Source organism: Gilliamella sp. App2-1 (assembly GCF_001690255.1).
In the GTDB taxonomy this organism is placed as follows: Bacteria; Pseudomonadota; Gammaproteobacteria; order Enterobacterales; family Orbaceae; genus Gilliamella; species Gilliamella apicola_G.
In genome coordinates this window covers 130,910-146,050 of sequence record NZ_LZGR01000073.1, presented here as the reverse complement: position 1 = coordinate 146,050, position 15,141 = coordinate 130,910, and the positions used below count along the sequence as shown (strand labels likewise).

Here is a 15,141-nt window from a genome sequence, read left to right as displayed (position 1 = left end):
TATAGCTCCTATTCGATTAATGCAAGCGACTAATATCGCGTTCTTTCCATATAACTCGGCAGCCATTTAATTCAAATTGGCCAAACCTGTAATAACCTTCATGTCGGTAATACATCGCTTTACCCACAGCTATAAACTTATTGCACTTTGGGTGATGCTCAATTTCAATAGTTGGCTTTGAAAGTGAATCATGATAAAAACCAATGACGGTAAATTCTTCATTAGATAATATAGTTACAGCCTTATTAACCGCATTGATGCTATTATTGATGAGTTGGTTCTTTTTCATCAGATATCTCCTCGGTCTTTGATACACTCAACAATTACTTCACCTGTAACTTTTAGCGCACCAATGCGTGCAGCTAGATTTAATGCGTTAGAAACAAGGTTATTTACTGCTAATGGATAACATAATGAACGCACTTGCTTTTCACCTCGACGTGTTGTTGCAACACGTAACCGATTGATGATTTCATTAAATGCAGATAAATCAAATAACGTTGTATAGTCCATATCAACACGTGAAAATTTATGCTTGATATATTCTTCAACTTTAAAATCAAGTGGTTTTAAGTTCACAACTTCACAACGCTGAACCACTTCACGAACTTCAGGGTTGTATTCTGATAGTTTTGTTTGTAGCTCTGTTTGCCCAATCAGGATAATTGACAGTAATTTTTTAAAACCTTCTTGTAGCTCATAAAAGCGTTTTAAATGCTTAAGCGTATGAATTGATAAACCATGAGCTTCTTCAATAATCATTAAATGTTTACGACCTGATAACGCACTATTCTTGAGTAGCTCATGCATTTGCCTTGCTCGTGCTTCAGCACTGCGTTTTGGTTTTGCTTGTGGATCAATCGCATTGATGATTGCACCACTAATATCCATACTTTTTAGCGATTTACCTTTGACTTCGTTATCTTCTAAACCAAGTACATACGGCTCGATAACTGTTATTGGTTCATGATTAATATTGATCCAATCAATTAAATCATGGCGCAATGTTGATTTACCACTTCCTGATTCACCAATAACGGCCAACAAGCCCCCATGCTTTGCCGTTTGACGCATTGCTGCACGTACATAACGAATATCATCGGATAGATAAACGTCGGCATCCTGTGTCATTTCATCCGTAAATGGATCCCTTGGAATGCGGAAATGTGCCCGTGCATCTCGATTTATAGTTTGTTTTCGTAGTAACATATAGGCTGACTCCTTTGTTGATTTTTCATTTGAGTCAACTGGCACAGCGTCGTCCGGCAAGATTTCGGCTGTGTCAGTTTCTTCTTCAAAAATATTCAGTAAATAATCGTTATTTAAACCTAGTTTAATTAACGCTTTTTCAATTTTTTGCTCTAGTTCATTACGAACTATTGAGCGTGGCCAAATATCATGATTAACAAGCTGATTAATAACGGCTTGACTGATTGAATTACCTTTATACTCAATCAAGCGGGCAAGCTGTGCTTGTTTAATATTGAACTGTGCCATTACACTTTTTAATTTCAGCATTATTTAACAATCCTTAGTCCTGTTGTACCGTCAGCGACGGCAACAGGTGTTGTAAATGTACGAATTAATGAAGCTAGCGAATCTTCTGGTACACCATCTTGATAACGAGCCGATAACCATTTGTTTTCATCTATTGTTAATCTGCGCCCGATTGAGCTAGTAATACGCATTAAAGCTGCGGTTAGCGTTAATGTTGTGGTAGCCGGCTTTAAATGTTCCGGTGTTTCAATTTCATTGCCTTTTTTAGCACTTGCTAAATAAGTTGGATGTTCAATATCATCTAAATAATCCAGTGTGTTAAGCTTGCCACCAAACGGTGCTACTTGTTTTTGTTTAGCTTTCTTGATTTCGTCATCATTCATATCTGGATATGCAACTTGATCCATCGCTTTAGCTGCTTGTTCAATTTCAGTATCACCTTTCGATTTGTATTCTTCGCCAATCGCTGGTGCATCTAAACATTGTCCAAATTGGTCATAATTGCGATTTGGTTCAACACGATAAATCAGTGCTTCACCGTCATAACGAGGTACTTCAATTTGAATAGCACAATCACCATAAACTAATGAACGCACACTGACTTTATCTTTAACAGCAATACCATCTAAGCCTTTTAAACTATAGACTAATGATGATTCTGATTGTGGATGTTTGAAACTAATGGTTAAATCAGCTTTAACTTGGCGCTCTTGCTCACGACTTGCCATAAGGGCTTGGCAAACTTCTATTGATGGCAATGTGCGTAACTGCTCTGCCGTAATATGTTGCCACAGTGATTGACGTGATACAGGTTCTGATAACCCAATACGACGCAAACGTGTATCTTGCCCTGGTAAACGATTAGCGTTATATGCTTCAGCCCAGTTCATTGCTGCATGATTTAACTCATCAATACTGCTGACAGGTTGAAACTTTAAACGGCTTTCAAATTGTGTTTCGATAATATTATTGGCGTTTTCAACGCCACCTTTAGCCCTTGCATTACCTGCTTCGTGTTCTAGATATTTAACTTCTAAATGGTCTAGCAAGTTCTTGATTGCTGATGATGTATTAGCCGAACCTTTATCCCAATAAAGCAGTTGTGGTACACCATGAAATAAACGCCCATCTTGCTTACCCCAAGCAAACATTAAAAACTGGAATAATGAGTGTTGGTTTTCGCCTGCAGCTTCAACGTACCACGGAATAATGATGCCAGATGCACGGTCATACAATGTGTAACGCCAAACTTTGTATTTAACTTTTGCGTAGTTTTCTAACTTGTTTTTATAAAAATCACGGTCACGCATAATATGCTGTTTATTTTTCATGTAATAAATCAAACATAAAGATGGATCAATTTCATGCACGTGGTTCGGGTGTAAAGCACGCAATGATTGTACAGGATTTGCTACTTTTTGCGCTTTTACGTTCAATTTTCGTTGACGCATCAATCGATTAAGTGTTGCATTACTGACATTAATTTCATGTCCATTTTGTTCCAATATGCCGCGTGCGGTTGTTGTAAACATAGTTTGCTTGCCATTATCCCGTACTGATTCACGACTCATTGTTGCTATTGCTAATAAAGAATCACTTGAAACACTCATCTTGCCTTTATCCGCTCTTGCTTTACGCTCACTTGACCAACCGCAAACTTGTTTTAACTGTCTGTAAATAGTTTGTCTTGAATAACCTAAAAAAGCTTGTGCTTCATCCAAAATCACACCACGTTGCCCGTGGCTGACATTATCCAGTTTGACGGCAACTTTATTTAAATATTCACGAATATTTGGCGCAATCATGTTAATTACCTTTTAAATTACTTACTCATTAATCACACTATCGACAATGTCAGAACCAATCTCATCACTAAAATTCATCCATAAGCGTTGATACGTGTTTTTACTCTGCTGAGCTGTTAATTTTAATGAACCATGTAATATCTTAATTGTTACAACTAATGATTCCGGTAATGAATAAGGCTCCTCAGGGTCATAATCTGGATCATTTTCCATAACTTCTTTTTGTAACTTGTCTGCCATTTCCATGTATTGCCGTTGTTGTTCTAGTAGCTCATCAATACGTGATTGCGTTTCTGCTATTTGTTTTTTAAACGGCTCTAAACGCTCATCTAGTGGTACGGTTTTCATTTCAAATTGAGCCAATTTGATTGCTAATTCTTCCTTTTCTTTCGCTACATCAGCATTACGTTTGCTCAGGGCTTTATAATCAGCTTGCAAATTACTATTTTCTTTTTTGAGCTGCTCTTTTTCCTTAGCATTTTTAGCAATAAACTCTTCTGCCAATTCAACTAAGGCCTCTTTATCACCTGCTTTAGCCACTTCAATTAATGCCGTTTTTTGGTCCTCGGGTAGTTTTCGGTATTGACGTAATTCGCGATATCCGATACCCATGCGGGACATGGATTCAAGGGCTTCCTCGCCGAATGATTTTAAGTTTGCTATATCTAATTCAATTTTGTCTCTAGATGAACCGAGTAACAGACAAAAATCTTCCCACGTTCCTGAAAATAGCGAACCGTTCGCGGTTTTCATTCCTTTAAGTTGTTGATATAGTTTATTTTCACGGATAAAAGCCAATTTAGATGTGCGAACCGTTCGCGAAAACTGTTCAAAAGCCTCAGCCATTTGAGCCTGACCTAAAACTTGATTAACTAAATCACGAGATTCGTTATATTCACTTTGAATCGTAGTCATGGTATTCATTGCATCATTAATCCCTTGCTCATCAAGCGGAGGTAATTCAATTGCTTCTTTTGTTGGATTTGCTGTTCTTGCCATTTTAGTTACCTTTATCTTGCACCAGCTGTAATGCGCTGGTTCATTTCTGTTATTTGGTCTTGCATTTTAGTGATGTGAATTGCATGAGCCTGAGCTATCTGTAACATTTGCACACTATGAGCAAATAAGCCATTATCTAGCTTAATTACCAATCCTTCTTCAATAAGAGTTTGTAACGCCCTAGTAACATTAACAGGTGATTCATTAATCATCTTTGCAATATCGCCGTTAGATAAACCCGTCAACGTATAGCCTTTAAGTGCCTTGAGTACTTTCAGTATTCGAATGCCGGATGTTGAAATTTGTGAACTATGCATGTTTTTTACCCTTTTTCTATATATGAAAAACTGTTACAATCAGGGTTATGAGGCTTGTTTTAAGCCAAGTTTTACTGCGATTTCGTGCATTTTGCCGCGACTTGCTTTAGTAAAACCGTTGGTAACTCGGTAAACGTCAATTGGGTGATAGCCGTTATCATGTGCCCACTTTGTAAATGTCAGTCCCTTTTGACGGAACTGTTGCTTTACTTGTTCGGGAGTAAGAACTTTCGCAGTCATTTTTTTGCTCCTTTTATTACGAATATATGTGTAATTTATGTGCTATAGTATGGGTAATTAATTACCCACTGCCAAGGTATTTATGAGTAAAAATATACCCATTGGTTTAAGACTGCGTGATGAGCGAGAAAGACTTGGTTATAACCAAACTAATTTTGCTGAACATGCAGGAATAACAAGAAAAACTTTATTTGGATATGAAACTGGTGCTAGATCTCCTGATGCTGCGTCTCTTGCTGCGTGGGAAGAATTGGGGTTAGATGTGCTTTATGTCGTCACAGGAGTAAGCCAAAATTTAAGAACTAAAAGAGAAAAAATTTCATCAGAAAAAAAAGAACTTATTGAAGCTTTTGAGGGCATGACCCCCAAACAACAAAAAGTGCTTCTTGAACTCGGCAAAGTCTTGGTGCAACCAGAACCAAACAAAAGTGCAGGATAATGACGAGCAGCTAAAGCGAATGTTATTAGCCTTAGTGAATGGCGGAAATATAGGAGTAGAAAAATATGAAAAAAGCTTTACTGATTTTAATAGTTATAAGCATAGCTGTCGGTATATTTATCTTCATTATGGATGCTCGTTATCAACTTAGTCCTCCAACTAGCTCAGATGCAATATATTTGGCTCAAAAAAGATTAAAAATCAGTTTAAAAAATCCAAAATTTACAGATGTAATTTTCTTCAACACATCAAAAGATAAAGAATCAGAACATGTTTTAGCTGGAAATGTTTGCGGTAAAGTAGCGTCAGAATATTCAGATGATATGTATAGCCAGTTCTCAAGATTTATTGTTCCAATTCTGATAACAAATATGAACGGTAAACAAGGCGAAACTTCTACAATTTATTTAGAAGCAACACATGATAATGCAGATAACTTCCAATTTGCTTGGGATATTATGTGTAAAGAATAGAGATATTTGCATAGAAAATATTTATGAATTATAGCTTGTAATTCAAAAGAGAAAATTGCGAGGTAAAAAGTGAAAATAATAAATAAAATATTTTGTTCATTTTTTATTATGTTTAGTGTTTTTGGGTTGGCTAGCTGTGATTCTCACCCAGAATATGAGAAAAAAATAAAAAATTATATGATGGGTAAACTGAAAGATCCTGATAGTGCACAATATATATTTAAAGGTTATATGCAAGGAAAAATAGATGACCATGATGCAACTATTTATATTGTATTTATTAATGCTAAAAATGGGTATGGTGCTTTTACTGGTTATAAAGAATATGAATTTGCAATCTATAAAAACCCATCTGAAATAAGTGGATTACTTTTATCTCAAGGTGGTGTTGAAGAAGTTAGCCATTTAACAAACACAGATAGATTTGAAGTTATTGAGAAAATGAAGATTATTGATGGTTAATCTATAATATTAAAAAAGCCTTTAAAGCAGGCTATTTAAATAAATAGGACTGAGTATGAATAAATTAAATTTACTAATTTTATGTTTAGCTTTAGTTTTAACTGGCTGTGCTACTAAAAATTACGGTCGTCAGGGAGAATTAACTCAATATGAAAAAGAAACCATGACTTGCCGTGAAATAGCACTAGAAAAAGCAAAAGTTCAAGGTTTTATAGAACATGTTGACAAAGAAAGTAAATTTGATGGTCGTTCCGTTCTATCCTTTTTAGGTGATTTTGGGGTTGGTAATGTTATTGAAAAAGGTGAAGCGCTGAAAAGTGCGAATAGGCGGTTGGCGCAATTAAAAGAAGTTGAAGAGAAGAAAGATTGTGGGGAATAGTTATTAGTTAATTTTTGATGTAAGGAATCAAATAATGAGTTTTAGTAAAAACAAAGAACATCCATATACAAAGCAAGTTACTATCCAAAAGTTTTCAGCATGCATCAACGGGGTGAAAGCTGAATCATTTCAAAAAGATGTTTTTAATGCAATTAAAAATCTAGGCAATGGAACGCTTAATGTTTCAAAGGAAATTCATATTAAATGCCGAAGATATGAGGAAGTAGATAGTAAATTATTTGTTTTTTTTAGCTGGTACGATGATAAAATTGATGTTTCAACTACTGAAGCAATTGCCGATGACAAAATCACAGCTAAAACTGTAGATAATGCAGATATTTGTCATCTATTTGTTTCAATTGAAAATAACATTCTTTGGGCATTCACAACTCTTTCGCCTTTAAATATTGATGTCAGACTCAACCAAACCTTTTTCAAGCTGTTAAAGAATAAAAACTTAAATATTGTTAATGAAACTGATAAAGATAATGTGGCTATCATCCAAAAAGAAGGAATTAATCATATTGAAATTGAGGGTGTTTTCGATTTATTATCATTAGGATTCCCGAAAAAAAATATGTTCAGCAAAATGGTACAAAAAGAAAAAAATAAAGAGGAGGAACAAAATCATTATGGCACATTAATCCTAGGTAAAAAGGGTGATGCAAAAATTATTCAACGTATTGAAGAAAATCCTGCTGTTGCACTAAGTTATATGAAATCTGATTCAAATGAAACGGCAAAAAGTATTTATATTGTAACTAAAAAGAAACGTAAAATAGATGGTAGAGATTTAAAGAAAAGACATATACTATATCTCACACCAAATGGTAAAACAAAAACAGTTCACTGGTCTGATGTATGTGATTTGTTTTCGTCTATTGATGATTAAGAGAATTTAATATGAAAGTGGATATGAAATTTAGTTATTATTTAATATTAAATATTTTGGTATCTATATTCGTTAGTTATTTGTTTTCATCAACAATTACTAAAAATAAAGATGCACTGAATTTGATTGTAAATACCTTTTCTATTTTATCTGGTTTCTTATTTATTGTCATTGCTGCTATTGGTGAGCTAGCTGTATTCAAGAAAGAAGATTCATCAGCAGAAAAAATTAGAAAATACGAGAACTTCAATATCCGTTTCACTCGATTTTCTAGCTTATTTATTTTATACCTTTTTGTTTTGTTAGCAATTTTCGTAGGTTTTATATTAGAAAATGTTTCAAAATCAGAAAATGAACTCTGCAACATAGTCTTGGAAATAACTCAAATTCTAATCCCCTATATTATAACTTTTTCCGCTTGTTTTTGTTTCCTTGCTTCCATTCAATTACCTTGGTCATTAAAACGCTTTGTTGAAGAAAAAAACGAAAACAATTAATCTGCCCCCGTTCAAATTACATTTCAAGTAAGTAAGATCATAATAACCTCATACATTAATTTAATTAATTATGAGGTTTTTTATGGCTCATCCTATCAAAAAATTATCCCAAATTCGTCTGCTTAAGTGGTATTTAGTCGCTATTACTTTATTTGCAATTATTACGTTACTCTCACCTCAACAGTTGCCTGTTGTTGCTTATAAACTGGCTTTAGTCTTGCTTTCTGCTGTGATTGGTTACCACCTAGACCGTGCACTTTTCCCTTATGCATCTCCTGGAGGTTATTTATATAACGATTGGAAAGAGTTTGGTCCTGATTTTTATACTCAGCAATATATTGAATCTTTAGAAAATAATGAACAACCAGAGGCAATGGATTCTAAAATGTGTGCGGAATACCCTGTTCTTGATGAGTATCGAAACCTATTTGCGGTTGTTCTGATTCGTCGGGCGTTGATTGTTTCCGCTGTGATTTTTGGCGTAACACTTGGATTATAGCCATGCGTTACTTAACCTTACTTATTGTGTTTATGCTGTTTAGTTGTCATTTAGCGCCTGCTATAGCAGGTGTACCAAATGATGCTAAGCAACATCAACGGGAACTGACACGTAATGCACGTGCAATCTTTGGTCTTGATGCGCCAATTGCGTTGTTTGCGGCTCAAATTCATCAGGAATCTCGATGGAAAATAAATGCTAAATCACACGTAGGCGCACAGGGGCTTGCTCAATTTATGCCTACAACGGCGGATTGGATTGCAGGGGCTTACCCTAAATCATTGGGTAGCAACGAACCTTATAACCCATCTTGGGCACTGCGTGCCTTAGTTCAATATGATTATTGGTTATATCAGCGTATTAATGCAACGGCGAGTGATTGTGATAGATGGGGATTCACGCTCTCAGCATATAACGGTGGGCTTGGTTGGGTGAATCGTGATCGTCAGCGAGCAAAACGAGAATACCAAGATGCAACACATTACTGGGGGGTAGTTGAAAATATTAATGGTGGACGTAAAAGCATTAATTTTAAAGAAAACCGTGATTATCCGATTCGCATTATCTACCGTTGGCAACCTGTTTACATAGCTGAAAATTGGGGTTTAGGAGTTTGTGATGATTAAAAATATATACAAATTAATCAAAAACTTTTTTGTGGGTAGTAAAAGTTATTTTTTGTTGGGAATAATTTTGATTGTGGGTTTTGGTTCACTTTACCGATTAGGTATCAGTCATGGCAAAGCAATAGCCAAGCAAGAATATATTGCTTTAGAAGCCCAAAAAGTAGCAGATACTTTAAGCCAATTGATTGAGAGCACAAAGCAACTAACTAAAACCGCTAACGATGCAAGTTATTCATTGTCACAGCAGATAGCAGAAAGGAAATTATATGATGAACAATCAAATCAAGCATTACAAGATGCACTTAACAAAACGGCTAATGATCGCAGTCATTGCGTGTTTGATGATAGTGTCTTGCAGTTCATCGACTCAGCCCGTGCAAATGCCGCACAAGCAACAACCCATGGTTTTACCAGCACAACTGACGGTACCATGCGAATTACCCGTAAAACGACGAAATAATACGGCGGATGGTTTAGCTGAAGCCTTAAAACAGCTTTATGACCAATATGGGCAGTGCTCAGGTCGATTTATTGAACTAATAAAATATATTAACGAGGTAAACAATGGACAACGCTGATTTAGCATCAACTGTAGAAATGGAAGCACGGGAACGAATACTAGCAAAACATCAAGCAAAAGCAGGAGTATCAAGCCTGTATTGTCGAATCTGTGAAGAGCCTATAGCTGAAGCACGTCGAAAGTTAGTCGTTACTGATTTATGTATTGAATGTGCAGCATTGGAAGAAAAAAGGAATAAATGATGAATTTTAATGAACTTACCTTTAACTGGCAGTTTCTGCAATGGGCTGTAATGGCGGTGGTTGGTGTTTACTCATGGTTAATTGGACGTCAATCGGCTAGCCAAAAAGAGCTACTAGACTTACGTATTCGAGTAACACAAGTTGAAGAGACGGTTAAGTCATTACCAACTCAGCATCAGGTAACCAAATTGATTGAAAAACTAAGTAGCAATGAAGCTACTTTAAATCAGTTATCTGATCGGCTTTCAGGATTATCTCGTCAATTAGATAACATTAACCAATTTTTATTAAAGAACAAGTGAGGGATTATGAGCTACGCTGAATTTTTAAAAGAAGATCAACGGTTGGTTATTTTGCGTATCTTATATGAAATGCCAAGCTACAGTAGTAATTCTAGCATTATCTATAGTGCTTTAGATCACTATGGCCACGCTATTAGTCGTGATCAAGTTAAAACCCATTTAAGTTGGCTTGGACAGCAAGATTTAATTAAAACGGAAACAATCGGTAGTGTTATTGTTGCACGTTTAACCGATTTTGGTGCTGATGTGGCTACCGGTAAAGTTGTTGTGCCTGGTGTAAAACGTCCAAGCGCAGGAGCGTAATTATGGGACGTAAATCAACGATCCACAAATTAGAACCCGAAGTTCGTTCATACATTGAAAAACTATTACGAGCGGATCAACTTACTCTTGATGAGATGATTGCAGAACTGCAACAAAAATTCCCAAGCAATGAAACTCCTAGCAGAAGCAGTTTGCATCGATATCAGAAGGGATTTAATGAAATGACCAATAGCTTACGTGAAATTGAAACGGCATCACGTATTTTGGTTGATGAACTTGGTGATAGTGTTGATGATAAATCAGGAGCACTACTTGCTCAGGCTGTTACAACGCTGGCAACGCGTGCTGCATTTAAGGCGCATGAATCGGAAGATATCACGATTAAAGAAATTAGTTTTTTAGCGAAAGCCGCTAAAGAGGCCATGCAAGCAAGGCAATTAAGCTTTAAAGAAAGGCAGGAAATAGAGAAAGCAGCACGTGAAAAGTTATTGCGTGAACAAAAAGAAAAACTGGATGAGCTAGAAAAAACAGGCGAAGTACCAGCTGAAATGTTAGCTAAAGTAATTAAAGCGGCGTATGACTTATGACAGTAAAAAATGAACCGGCCTTAAAACTCTATGACTATCAAAAACAGTGGGTAAACGACACTAGCCGTTTTGCTATTGCAATGTTCTCTCGTCAATGCGGTAAAACCTTTACCAGTACATTACAAATTGTACTCGACTGTTTGCGAGCTGAAGCTCAAGGTAAACGTGCGCGTTGGGTGATTTTATCACGTGGTGAACGTCAAGCACGTGAAGCCATGAATGAGGGGGTTAAAGTTCATCTGCGTGCAATGTCCGCAGGTTTTAAAGAACTCGATTATGATTGGGATGCCAATATTCGAGCGTTAGAAGTTGAATTACCAGGTGGCAGTAAAATTACTGCTTTACCTGCCAATCCAGACACCGCTCGTGGTTTTAGTGCTAGTGTGTTACTTGATGAATTTGCCTTTCATCAAGATAGCCGTGCCATTTGGAAAGCCTTGTTCCCTGTTATTTCAAAGCCCGGATTAAAATTGCGTGTGATCAGCACTCCCAATGGTAAAGGGAATAAGTTCTATGAACTGATGACTGGTAAAGATGATGGTTGGTCACGCCATGTAGCGGATATTTATCAATGCGTTAATGATGGGTTGCCTCGAAATATTGAGGAATTACGCAAAGGTGCCGGTGATGATGATTTATGGGCACAAGAGTTTGAACTCAAGTGGCTTGATGAAGCCAGCAGTTGGCTTGATTTTGATTTAATTACTAGCGTTGAAGATGAAAAAGCAGGCGTTCCTGAACACTATACGGGTAATCCTTGTTTTGTTGGCGTTGATATTGCTGCACGTAATGACCTATTTGTTATTTGGGTCATTGAACAAGTGGGCGATGTTCTTTGGACTCGTGAAATTATTGAGAGAAAGCGACTCTCTTTTGCTGAACAAGATTTACTGCTTGATGATGTATTTCGCCGTTATCGAGTCATTAGAGGTTGCATGGATCAGACTGGTATGGGCGAAAAACCCGTTGAAGATGCAAAACGCCGTTATGGTGAAACAGTGATTGAAGGTGTTTTATTTACCTCTCCTAACAAACTAACATTAGCAACACAAGGTAAACAAGCATTTCAAGATAGAAAACTTCGTATTCCCGCTGGCAATAATGCCCTTCGTGCTGATTTGCATAAGTTAAAAAAAGTGACTGGAGCAACGGGGCAACCGCGTTTTGTTGCTGATTCTGATAGTAATGGTCATGCTGATCGAACTTGGGCTGCCTTTCTTGCAATTAATGCAGCTAGCCAAGATGGGTATGAAATTGAATACCAATCACTAGGCGTTCGTGATTCTTACCGTTCATTGAATCAATATTCGAGTAGCTCAGAACTGGAAACAACCGATACAGGCTTTGGCACGGTACGGGGCGGTAACGATTTTGGAGGATTTATTTAATGTTATGGTTTAAAGGCAAAAAGCCACATGTTGAAACAGGACGAGAGCTGGCAGGCACAGGTGAAAATAATGATATTACTAAATTATATGTTGGTTCGCTAGCGCAGCCAGATGATAGTGTTCTTCGTAATCGGGGTGGTGGTCGTTTAGATATTTATAAAGAAGTATTGAATGATGATGAAGTCAAGTCAGCATTTACCCAACGTCAAGATGCAGTAATCTCTCGCGAATGGAAAGTGGAACCCGGAGGCGATAAACCAATTGATACCGAAGCTGCTGAAGCTATGAGTGAGTTACTGAAGTCGGTGGGATTTGACCGTGTAACTAAGTTAATGCACTACGGTGTTTTTTACGGTTATGCTGTGGCGGAGTTAATTTATGGCATCAAAGATAATCTATATTGGATTGACGATATCAAAGTTCGTGATCGGCGTCGTTTTCGGTTTACTCCAATGGGTGAACTGCGCTTATTAACGCCCAATAATATGCATGAAGGTGTTGCTTGTGATGCACCGTACTTTTGGCATTATGCAACTGGTGCCGATCATGATGATGAACCCTACGGCTTAGGCTTGGCTCACTGGCTTTACTGGCCAAGCTTTTTTAAACGCAATGATATTAAGTTCTGGCTAATTTTTCTGGAAAAATTCGGCATGCCAACGGCAGTGGGCAAATATAGTACAGGTGCAACACAAGAACAAAAAAGGGACTTACTGTCACTCACTCGTGCAATTCAGACCGATTCAGGCATCATCATGCCAGATGGAATGACGCTTGAATTGCTACAAATAGCACGCTCAGGCGCAGGCGATTACAAAGCGTTTTACGACTCAATGAACGAAGCAATTAGGCGTGTAACCGTTGGGCAAATTACTTCCTCAGGTGGTGCATCAAGCTCAATCGGTGGTGATGAATCACTCCAAGCTGCGGTATTAAGTTCAATTGCAAAATCAGATTCTGATGTAATGTGTGAGAGTTGGAATCGAGGACCAGGTACTTGGTTTACACAGATGAATTTTCCCGGTGCTGCTGTCCCTCAAGTTTCACGTATTTTTGATGAACCTGAGGATCTGAAATCATTATCAGAACGTGATAAAAATATTATTGAATCAACTGGCTACCGCCCAACTCTTTCGCATGTACAGGATACTTATGGTGGTGAATGGGAAGAAAAACCGCAACTAGCAGAGCCGATTGATGCGCAATCTTTAAAAAACGTTGATTTTGCCGAACAGCAACCGAATACCTTTGCACCAGTGTTGCAATCAAATCATTTAAATACGGAAATACAACCAGTTACCGACCAATGGATTAATCAAATTAAAGAACTGGTTGATAATGTTCAATCATTAGAAGAATTACGTGATAAGTTATTTGAGCTAATTCCCGATATGCAATTAGATAAATATGCAAAGGTCATGGCTGAAGCATTAACAGCAGCTAATTTAGCAGGTCGCACAGAACTACTTGAGGATAGCAAAAATGGTTAATGTCGCATATGGCTCGTTGCCATTTAAAGAGCAAATTGAATTCTTCAGACGTAAAGCAAATGTGCCCACAAACAGCTATGTAGATATCTACAATAATGAGCATGATTATGCCTTTGTTGTGGCGGGTGCTAATCGTAATGCATTACTAAATGATTTTCGTGCAGCTATTGATAAAGCAATTAGCCAAGGCACTACACTTGAAAAATTTAGAAAGGATTTTGCCGAAATTGTCGAAAAACATGGCTGGAGCTATAACGGTAGTTTTAGTTGGCGTACTCGTATCATCTATGAAACGAATTTAAACAGTTCTTACCAAGCGGGTCGCTATCAACAACTACGTGATGCAAAATTTCCATATCTAGAATACTTACATAGTGATTATGTTGAACACCCTCGTGAACTTCATCAAAGTTGGGATCATCTGGTATTAAATTTTAATGACCCATGGTGGAATACTCATTTCCCTCCAAATGGATATGGTTGCCAGTGCCGTGTTCGTGGGCGGACTAAAGGTGATTTAAAAAGAATGGGAAAAAATCGACCTGACAAAGCACCAACAATAAATTGGGTTGATAGAGTGATTGGTGAAAATAGTGGTAATCCTAGAATAGTTCGAGTACCTGAAGGAATTGACCCTAGTTTTGAACATATTCCCGGACAATCAAAACTTGATAATTTTGTACCAAATCCATTAGATACAGATCCAACTTTAAAACGAGGTTTACCATCAAGCAAAGCAACTGATGAATGGCCAGCAATCCGTGAAGTAAGCAAAAATAGACTGTTAGAAAAAGGCTTAACTGAAGAAGATTATGCCAATATTTTCTTAAATGAATTTGGCGCAACGTTAACTAAGCCAGCTATTTTTAAAGATGTAGCCGGTGATGCATTAGTAATCGGTAAACAGCTTTTCACTGTTAGCAAAACTGGTGAATTGAAAGTGACAAAACGTGGTCGTGAGCAATTTTTATTGTTACTTGCGGATTCGTTAAAACTGCCCGATGAAATTTGGACAAGAATGGAATACTTTGATCATCTACAAAAATCGGTGGTTCGCCGTCGCTATATCTCACGTTTTATGATTGATGGCGAAGTTAAGCCAATGCTTGCGGTATTTGAAGTGGGTGATGATGGTTGGCTGGGTGTGACAACATTTGCGCCCGATAACCCTGAATATTTAGAACAGCTTCGGGTCGGTGTTCGAGTGTTTAAACGATAAACCT

23 protein-coding genes are annotated in these 15,141 nt (G+C 37.2%); 17 read left to right on the top strand and 6 right to left on the bottom strand.

Going from position 1 to position 15,141, the window contains the following annotated elements; genetic code table 11:
* Positions 1-16: 16 nt before the first annotated feature.
* From A9G22_RS10650 to A9G22_RS10625, 6 genes are read right to left on the bottom strand one after another with little or no spacing between them, the layout of a single operon-like run.
* Positions 17-289, bottom strand: coding sequence for a hypothetical protein (locus tag A9G22_RS10650; protein WP_065569109.1), 273 nt, complete (start codon positions 287-289; stop codon positions 17-19).
* Positions 289-1,518 carry an AAA family ATPase gene (locus A9G22_RS10645; RefSeq protein ID WP_075508877.1) on the bottom strand — a complete coding sequence of 410 codons (1,230 nt, stop codon included), beginning with the start codon at positions 1,516-1,518 and terminating at the stop codon, positions 289-291. The genes A9G22_RS10650 and A9G22_RS10645 overlap by 1 nt, the downstream gene beginning before the upstream one ends.
* Positions 1,518-3,302 (bottom strand): DDE-type integrase/transposase/recombinase, encoded by a 1,785-nt coding sequence (locus tag A9G22_RS10640; RefSeq protein ID WP_075508876.1) that lies wholly within the window; start codon positions 3,300-3,302, stop codon positions 1,518-1,520. Before A9G22_RS10640 ends, A9G22_RS10645 begins: the two co-directional genes overlap by 1 nt.
* Before the next feature lie 21 nt (positions 3,303-3,323).
* Positions 3,324-4,301 (bottom strand): hypothetical protein, encoded by a 978-nt coding sequence (locus A9G22_RS10635; protein WP_075508875.1) that lies wholly within the window; start codon positions 4,299-4,301, stop codon positions 3,324-3,326.
* 11 nt (positions 4,302-4,312) lie between these two features.
* Entirely contained in the window at positions 4,313-4,618 is a 306-nt protein-coding gene (locus tag A9G22_RS10630) for a helix-turn-helix domain-containing protein (RefSeq protein ID WP_075508874.1), read from the bottom strand.
* A 45-nt stretch (positions 4,619-4,663) separates the two neighbouring features.
* Positions 4,664-4,858: a DNA-binding protein gene (locus A9G22_RS10625; protein WP_075508873.1), complete on the bottom strand. Its 195-nt coding sequence runs from the start codon at positions 4,856-4,858 to the stop codon at positions 4,664-4,666.
* Positions 4,859-4,940: 82 nt separating this feature from the next.
* Between A9G22_RS10625 and A9G22_RS10620 the strand changes: the two genes are divergently transcribed.
* From A9G22_RS10620 to A9G22_RS10545, 17 genes are all read left to right on the top strand, one after another.
* Entirely contained in the window at positions 4,941-5,297 is a 357-nt protein-coding gene (locus tag A9G22_RS10620) for a helix-turn-helix domain-containing protein (RefSeq protein ID WP_075508872.1), read from the top strand.
* A 65-nt stretch (positions 5,298-5,362) separates the two neighbouring features.
* Positions 5,363-5,770 carry a hypothetical protein gene (locus A9G22_RS10615; RefSeq protein ID WP_075508871.1) on the top strand — a complete coding sequence of 136 codons (408 nt, stop codon included), beginning with the start codon at positions 5,363-5,365 and terminating at the stop codon, positions 5,768-5,770.
* Positions 5,771-5,839: 69 nt separating this feature from the next.
* Entirely contained in the window at positions 5,840-6,232 is a 393-nt protein-coding gene (locus A9G22_RS10610) for a hypothetical protein (protein ID WP_075508870.1), read from the top strand.
* A gap of 55 nt (positions 6,233-6,287) precedes the next feature.
* A complete protein-coding gene (locus A9G22_RS10605; RefSeq protein ID WP_075508869.1) occupies positions 6,288-6,611 on the top strand; it encodes a hypothetical protein in 324 nt (107 codons plus the stop codon).
* 34 nt (positions 6,612-6,645) lie between these two features.
* On the top strand, positions 6,646-7,503 hold the full coding sequence (locus A9G22_RS10600; RefSeq protein WP_075508868.1) for a hypothetical protein: 858 nt from the start codon (positions 6,646-6,648) through the stop codon (positions 7,501-7,503).
* Between the two features lie 11 nt (positions 7,504-7,514).
* Positions 7,515-8,000 carry a hypothetical protein gene (locus tag A9G22_RS10595; RefSeq protein ID WP_075508867.1) on the top strand — a complete coding sequence of 162 codons (486 nt, stop codon included), beginning with the start codon at positions 7,515-7,517 and terminating at the stop codon, positions 7,998-8,000.
* Positions 8,001-8,082: 82 nt separating this feature from the next.
* Positions 8,083-8,499 (top strand): putative holin, encoded by a 417-nt coding sequence (locus tag A9G22_RS10590; protein WP_075508866.1) that lies wholly within the window; start codon positions 8,083-8,085, stop codon positions 8,497-8,499.
* A 2-nt stretch (positions 8,500-8,501) separates the two neighbouring features.
* On the top strand, positions 8,502-9,125 hold the full coding sequence (locus A9G22_RS10585) for a transglycosylase SLT domain-containing protein (protein ID WP_075508865.1): 624 nt from the start codon (positions 8,502-8,504) through the stop codon (positions 9,123-9,125).
* Entirely contained in the window at positions 9,118-9,585 is a 468-nt protein-coding gene (locus A9G22_RS10580) for a hypothetical protein (protein ID WP_075508864.1), read from the top strand. Before A9G22_RS10585 ends, A9G22_RS10580 begins: the two co-directional genes overlap by 8 nt.
* Entirely contained in the window at positions 9,506-9,703 is a 198-nt protein-coding gene (locus A9G22_RS11880; protein ID WP_442899752.1) for a hypothetical protein, read from the top strand. The genes A9G22_RS10580 and A9G22_RS11880 overlap by 80 nt, the downstream gene beginning before the upstream one ends.
* A complete protein-coding gene (locus tag A9G22_RS10575; RefSeq protein ID WP_075508863.1) occupies positions 9,690-9,887 on the top strand; it encodes a TraR/DksA C4-type zinc finger protein in 198 nt (65 codons plus the stop codon). Before A9G22_RS11880 ends, A9G22_RS10575 begins: the two co-directional genes overlap by 14 nt.
* Entirely contained in the window at positions 9,887-10,189 is a 303-nt protein-coding gene (locus A9G22_RS10570) for a DUF2730 family protein (RefSeq protein ID WP_065574282.1), read from the top strand. The genes A9G22_RS10575 and A9G22_RS10570 overlap by 1 nt, the downstream gene beginning before the upstream one ends.
* A gap of 6 nt (positions 10,190-10,195) precedes the next feature.
* Positions 10,196-10,492, top strand: coding sequence for a VpaChn25_0724 family phage protein (locus A9G22_RS10565; protein ID WP_065588008.1), 297 nt, complete (start codon positions 10,196-10,198; stop codon positions 10,490-10,492).
* A gap of 2 nt (positions 10,493-10,494) precedes the next feature.
* Complete coding sequence (locus tag A9G22_RS10560; protein ID WP_065574284.1) at positions 10,495-11,040, top strand: phage protein Gp27 family protein; 546 nt, start codon at positions 10,495-10,497, stop codon at positions 11,038-11,040.
* On the top strand, positions 11,037-12,428 hold the full coding sequence (locus A9G22_RS10555) for a terminase large subunit domain-containing protein (RefSeq protein WP_082264539.1): 1,392 nt from the start codon (positions 11,037-11,039) through the stop codon (positions 12,426-12,428). Before A9G22_RS10560 ends, A9G22_RS10555 begins: the two co-directional genes overlap by 4 nt.
* Positions 12,428-13,918 carry a DUF935 domain-containing protein gene (locus tag A9G22_RS10550; RefSeq protein WP_141670048.1) on the top strand — a complete coding sequence of 497 codons (1,491 nt, stop codon included), beginning with the start codon at positions 12,428-12,430 and terminating at the stop codon, positions 13,916-13,918. Before A9G22_RS10555 ends, A9G22_RS10550 begins: the two co-directional genes overlap by 1 nt.
* Positions 13,911-15,137 (top strand): PBECR2 nuclease fold domain-containing protein, encoded by a 1,227-nt coding sequence (locus A9G22_RS10545; protein ID WP_075508861.1) that lies wholly within the window; start codon positions 13,911-13,913, stop codon positions 15,135-15,137. Before A9G22_RS10550 ends, A9G22_RS10545 begins: the two co-directional genes overlap by 8 nt.
* Positions 15,138-15,141: the final 4 nt, after the last annotated feature.

Excerpts from the sequence above, each read along its gene's own strand:
- A9G22_RS10650 (WP_065569109.1), bottom strand. The coding sequence starts at position 289 with ATGAAAAAGAACCAACTCATCAATAATAGCATCAATGCGGTTAATAAG.
- A9G22_RS10645 (WP_075508877.1), bottom strand. The coding sequence starts at position 1,518 with ATGCTGAAATTAAAAAGTGTAATGGCACAGTTCAATATTAAACAAGCA.
- A9G22_RS10640 (WP_075508876.1), bottom strand. The coding sequence starts at position 3,302 with ATGATTGCGCCAAATATTCGTGAATATTTAAATAAAGTTGCCGTCAAA.
- A9G22_RS10635 (WP_075508875.1), bottom strand. The coding sequence starts at position 4,301 with ATGGCAAGAACAGCAAATCCAACAAAAGAAGCAATTGAATTACCTCCG.
- A9G22_RS10630 (WP_075508874.1), bottom strand. The coding sequence starts at position 4,618 with ATGCATAGTTCACAAATTTCAACATCCGGCATTCGAATACTGAAAGTA.
- A9G22_RS10625 (WP_075508873.1), bottom strand. The coding sequence starts at position 4,858 with ATGACTGCGAAAGTTCTTACTCCCGAACAAGTAAAGCAACAGTTCCGT.
- A9G22_RS10620 (WP_075508872.1), top strand. The coding sequence starts at position 4,941 with ATGAGTAAAAATATACCCATTGGTTTAAGACTGCGTGATGAGCGAGAA.
- A9G22_RS10615 (WP_075508871.1), top strand. The coding sequence starts at position 5,363 with ATGAAAAAAGCTTTACTGATTTTAATAGTTATAAGCATAGCTGTCGGT.
- A9G22_RS10605 (WP_075508869.1), top strand. The coding sequence starts at position 6,288 with ATGAATAAATTAAATTTACTAATTTTATGTTTAGCTTTAGTTTTAACT.
- A9G22_RS10600 (WP_075508868.1), top strand. The coding sequence starts at position 6,646 with ATGAGTTTTAGTAAAAACAAAGAACATCCATATACAAAGCAAGTTACT.
- A9G22_RS10595 (WP_075508867.1), top strand. The coding sequence starts at position 7,515 with ATGAAAGTGGATATGAAATTTAGTTATTATTTAATATTAAATATTTTG.
- A9G22_RS10590 (WP_075508866.1), top strand. The coding sequence starts at position 8,083 with ATGGCTCATCCTATCAAAAAATTATCCCAAATTCGTCTGCTTAAGTGG.
- A9G22_RS10585 (WP_075508865.1), top strand. The coding sequence starts at position 8,502 with ATGCGTTACTTAACCTTACTTATTGTGTTTATGCTGTTTAGTTGTCAT.
- A9G22_RS10580 (WP_075508864.1), top strand. The coding sequence starts at position 9,118 with ATGATTAAAAATATATACAAATTAATCAAAAACTTTTTTGTGGGTAGT.
- A9G22_RS11880 (WP_442899752.1), top strand. The coding sequence starts at position 9,506 with ATGCCGCACAAGCAACAACCCATGGTTTTACCAGCACAACTGACGGTA.
- A9G22_RS10575 (WP_075508863.1), top strand. The coding sequence starts at position 9,690 with ATGGACAACGCTGATTTAGCATCAACTGTAGAAATGGAAGCACGGGAA.
- A9G22_RS10570 (WP_065574282.1), top strand. The coding sequence starts at position 9,887 with ATGAATTTTAATGAACTTACCTTTAACTGGCAGTTTCTGCAATGGGCT.
- A9G22_RS10565 (WP_065588008.1), top strand. The coding sequence starts at position 10,196 with ATGAGCTACGCTGAATTTTTAAAAGAAGATCAACGGTTGGTTATTTTG.
- A9G22_RS10560 (WP_065574284.1), top strand. The coding sequence starts at position 10,495 with ATGGGACGTAAATCAACGATCCACAAATTAGAACCCGAAGTTCGTTCA.
- A9G22_RS10555 (WP_082264539.1), top strand. The coding sequence starts at position 11,037 with ATGACAGTAAAAAATGAACCGGCCTTAAAACTCTATGACTATCAAAAA.
- A9G22_RS10550 (WP_141670048.1), top strand. The coding sequence starts at position 12,428 with ATGTTATGGTTTAAAGGCAAAAAGCCACATGTTGAAACAGGACGAGAG.
- A9G22_RS10545 (WP_075508861.1), top strand. The coding sequence starts at position 13,911 with ATGGTTAATGTCGCATATGGCTCGTTGCCATTTAAAGAGCAAATTGAA.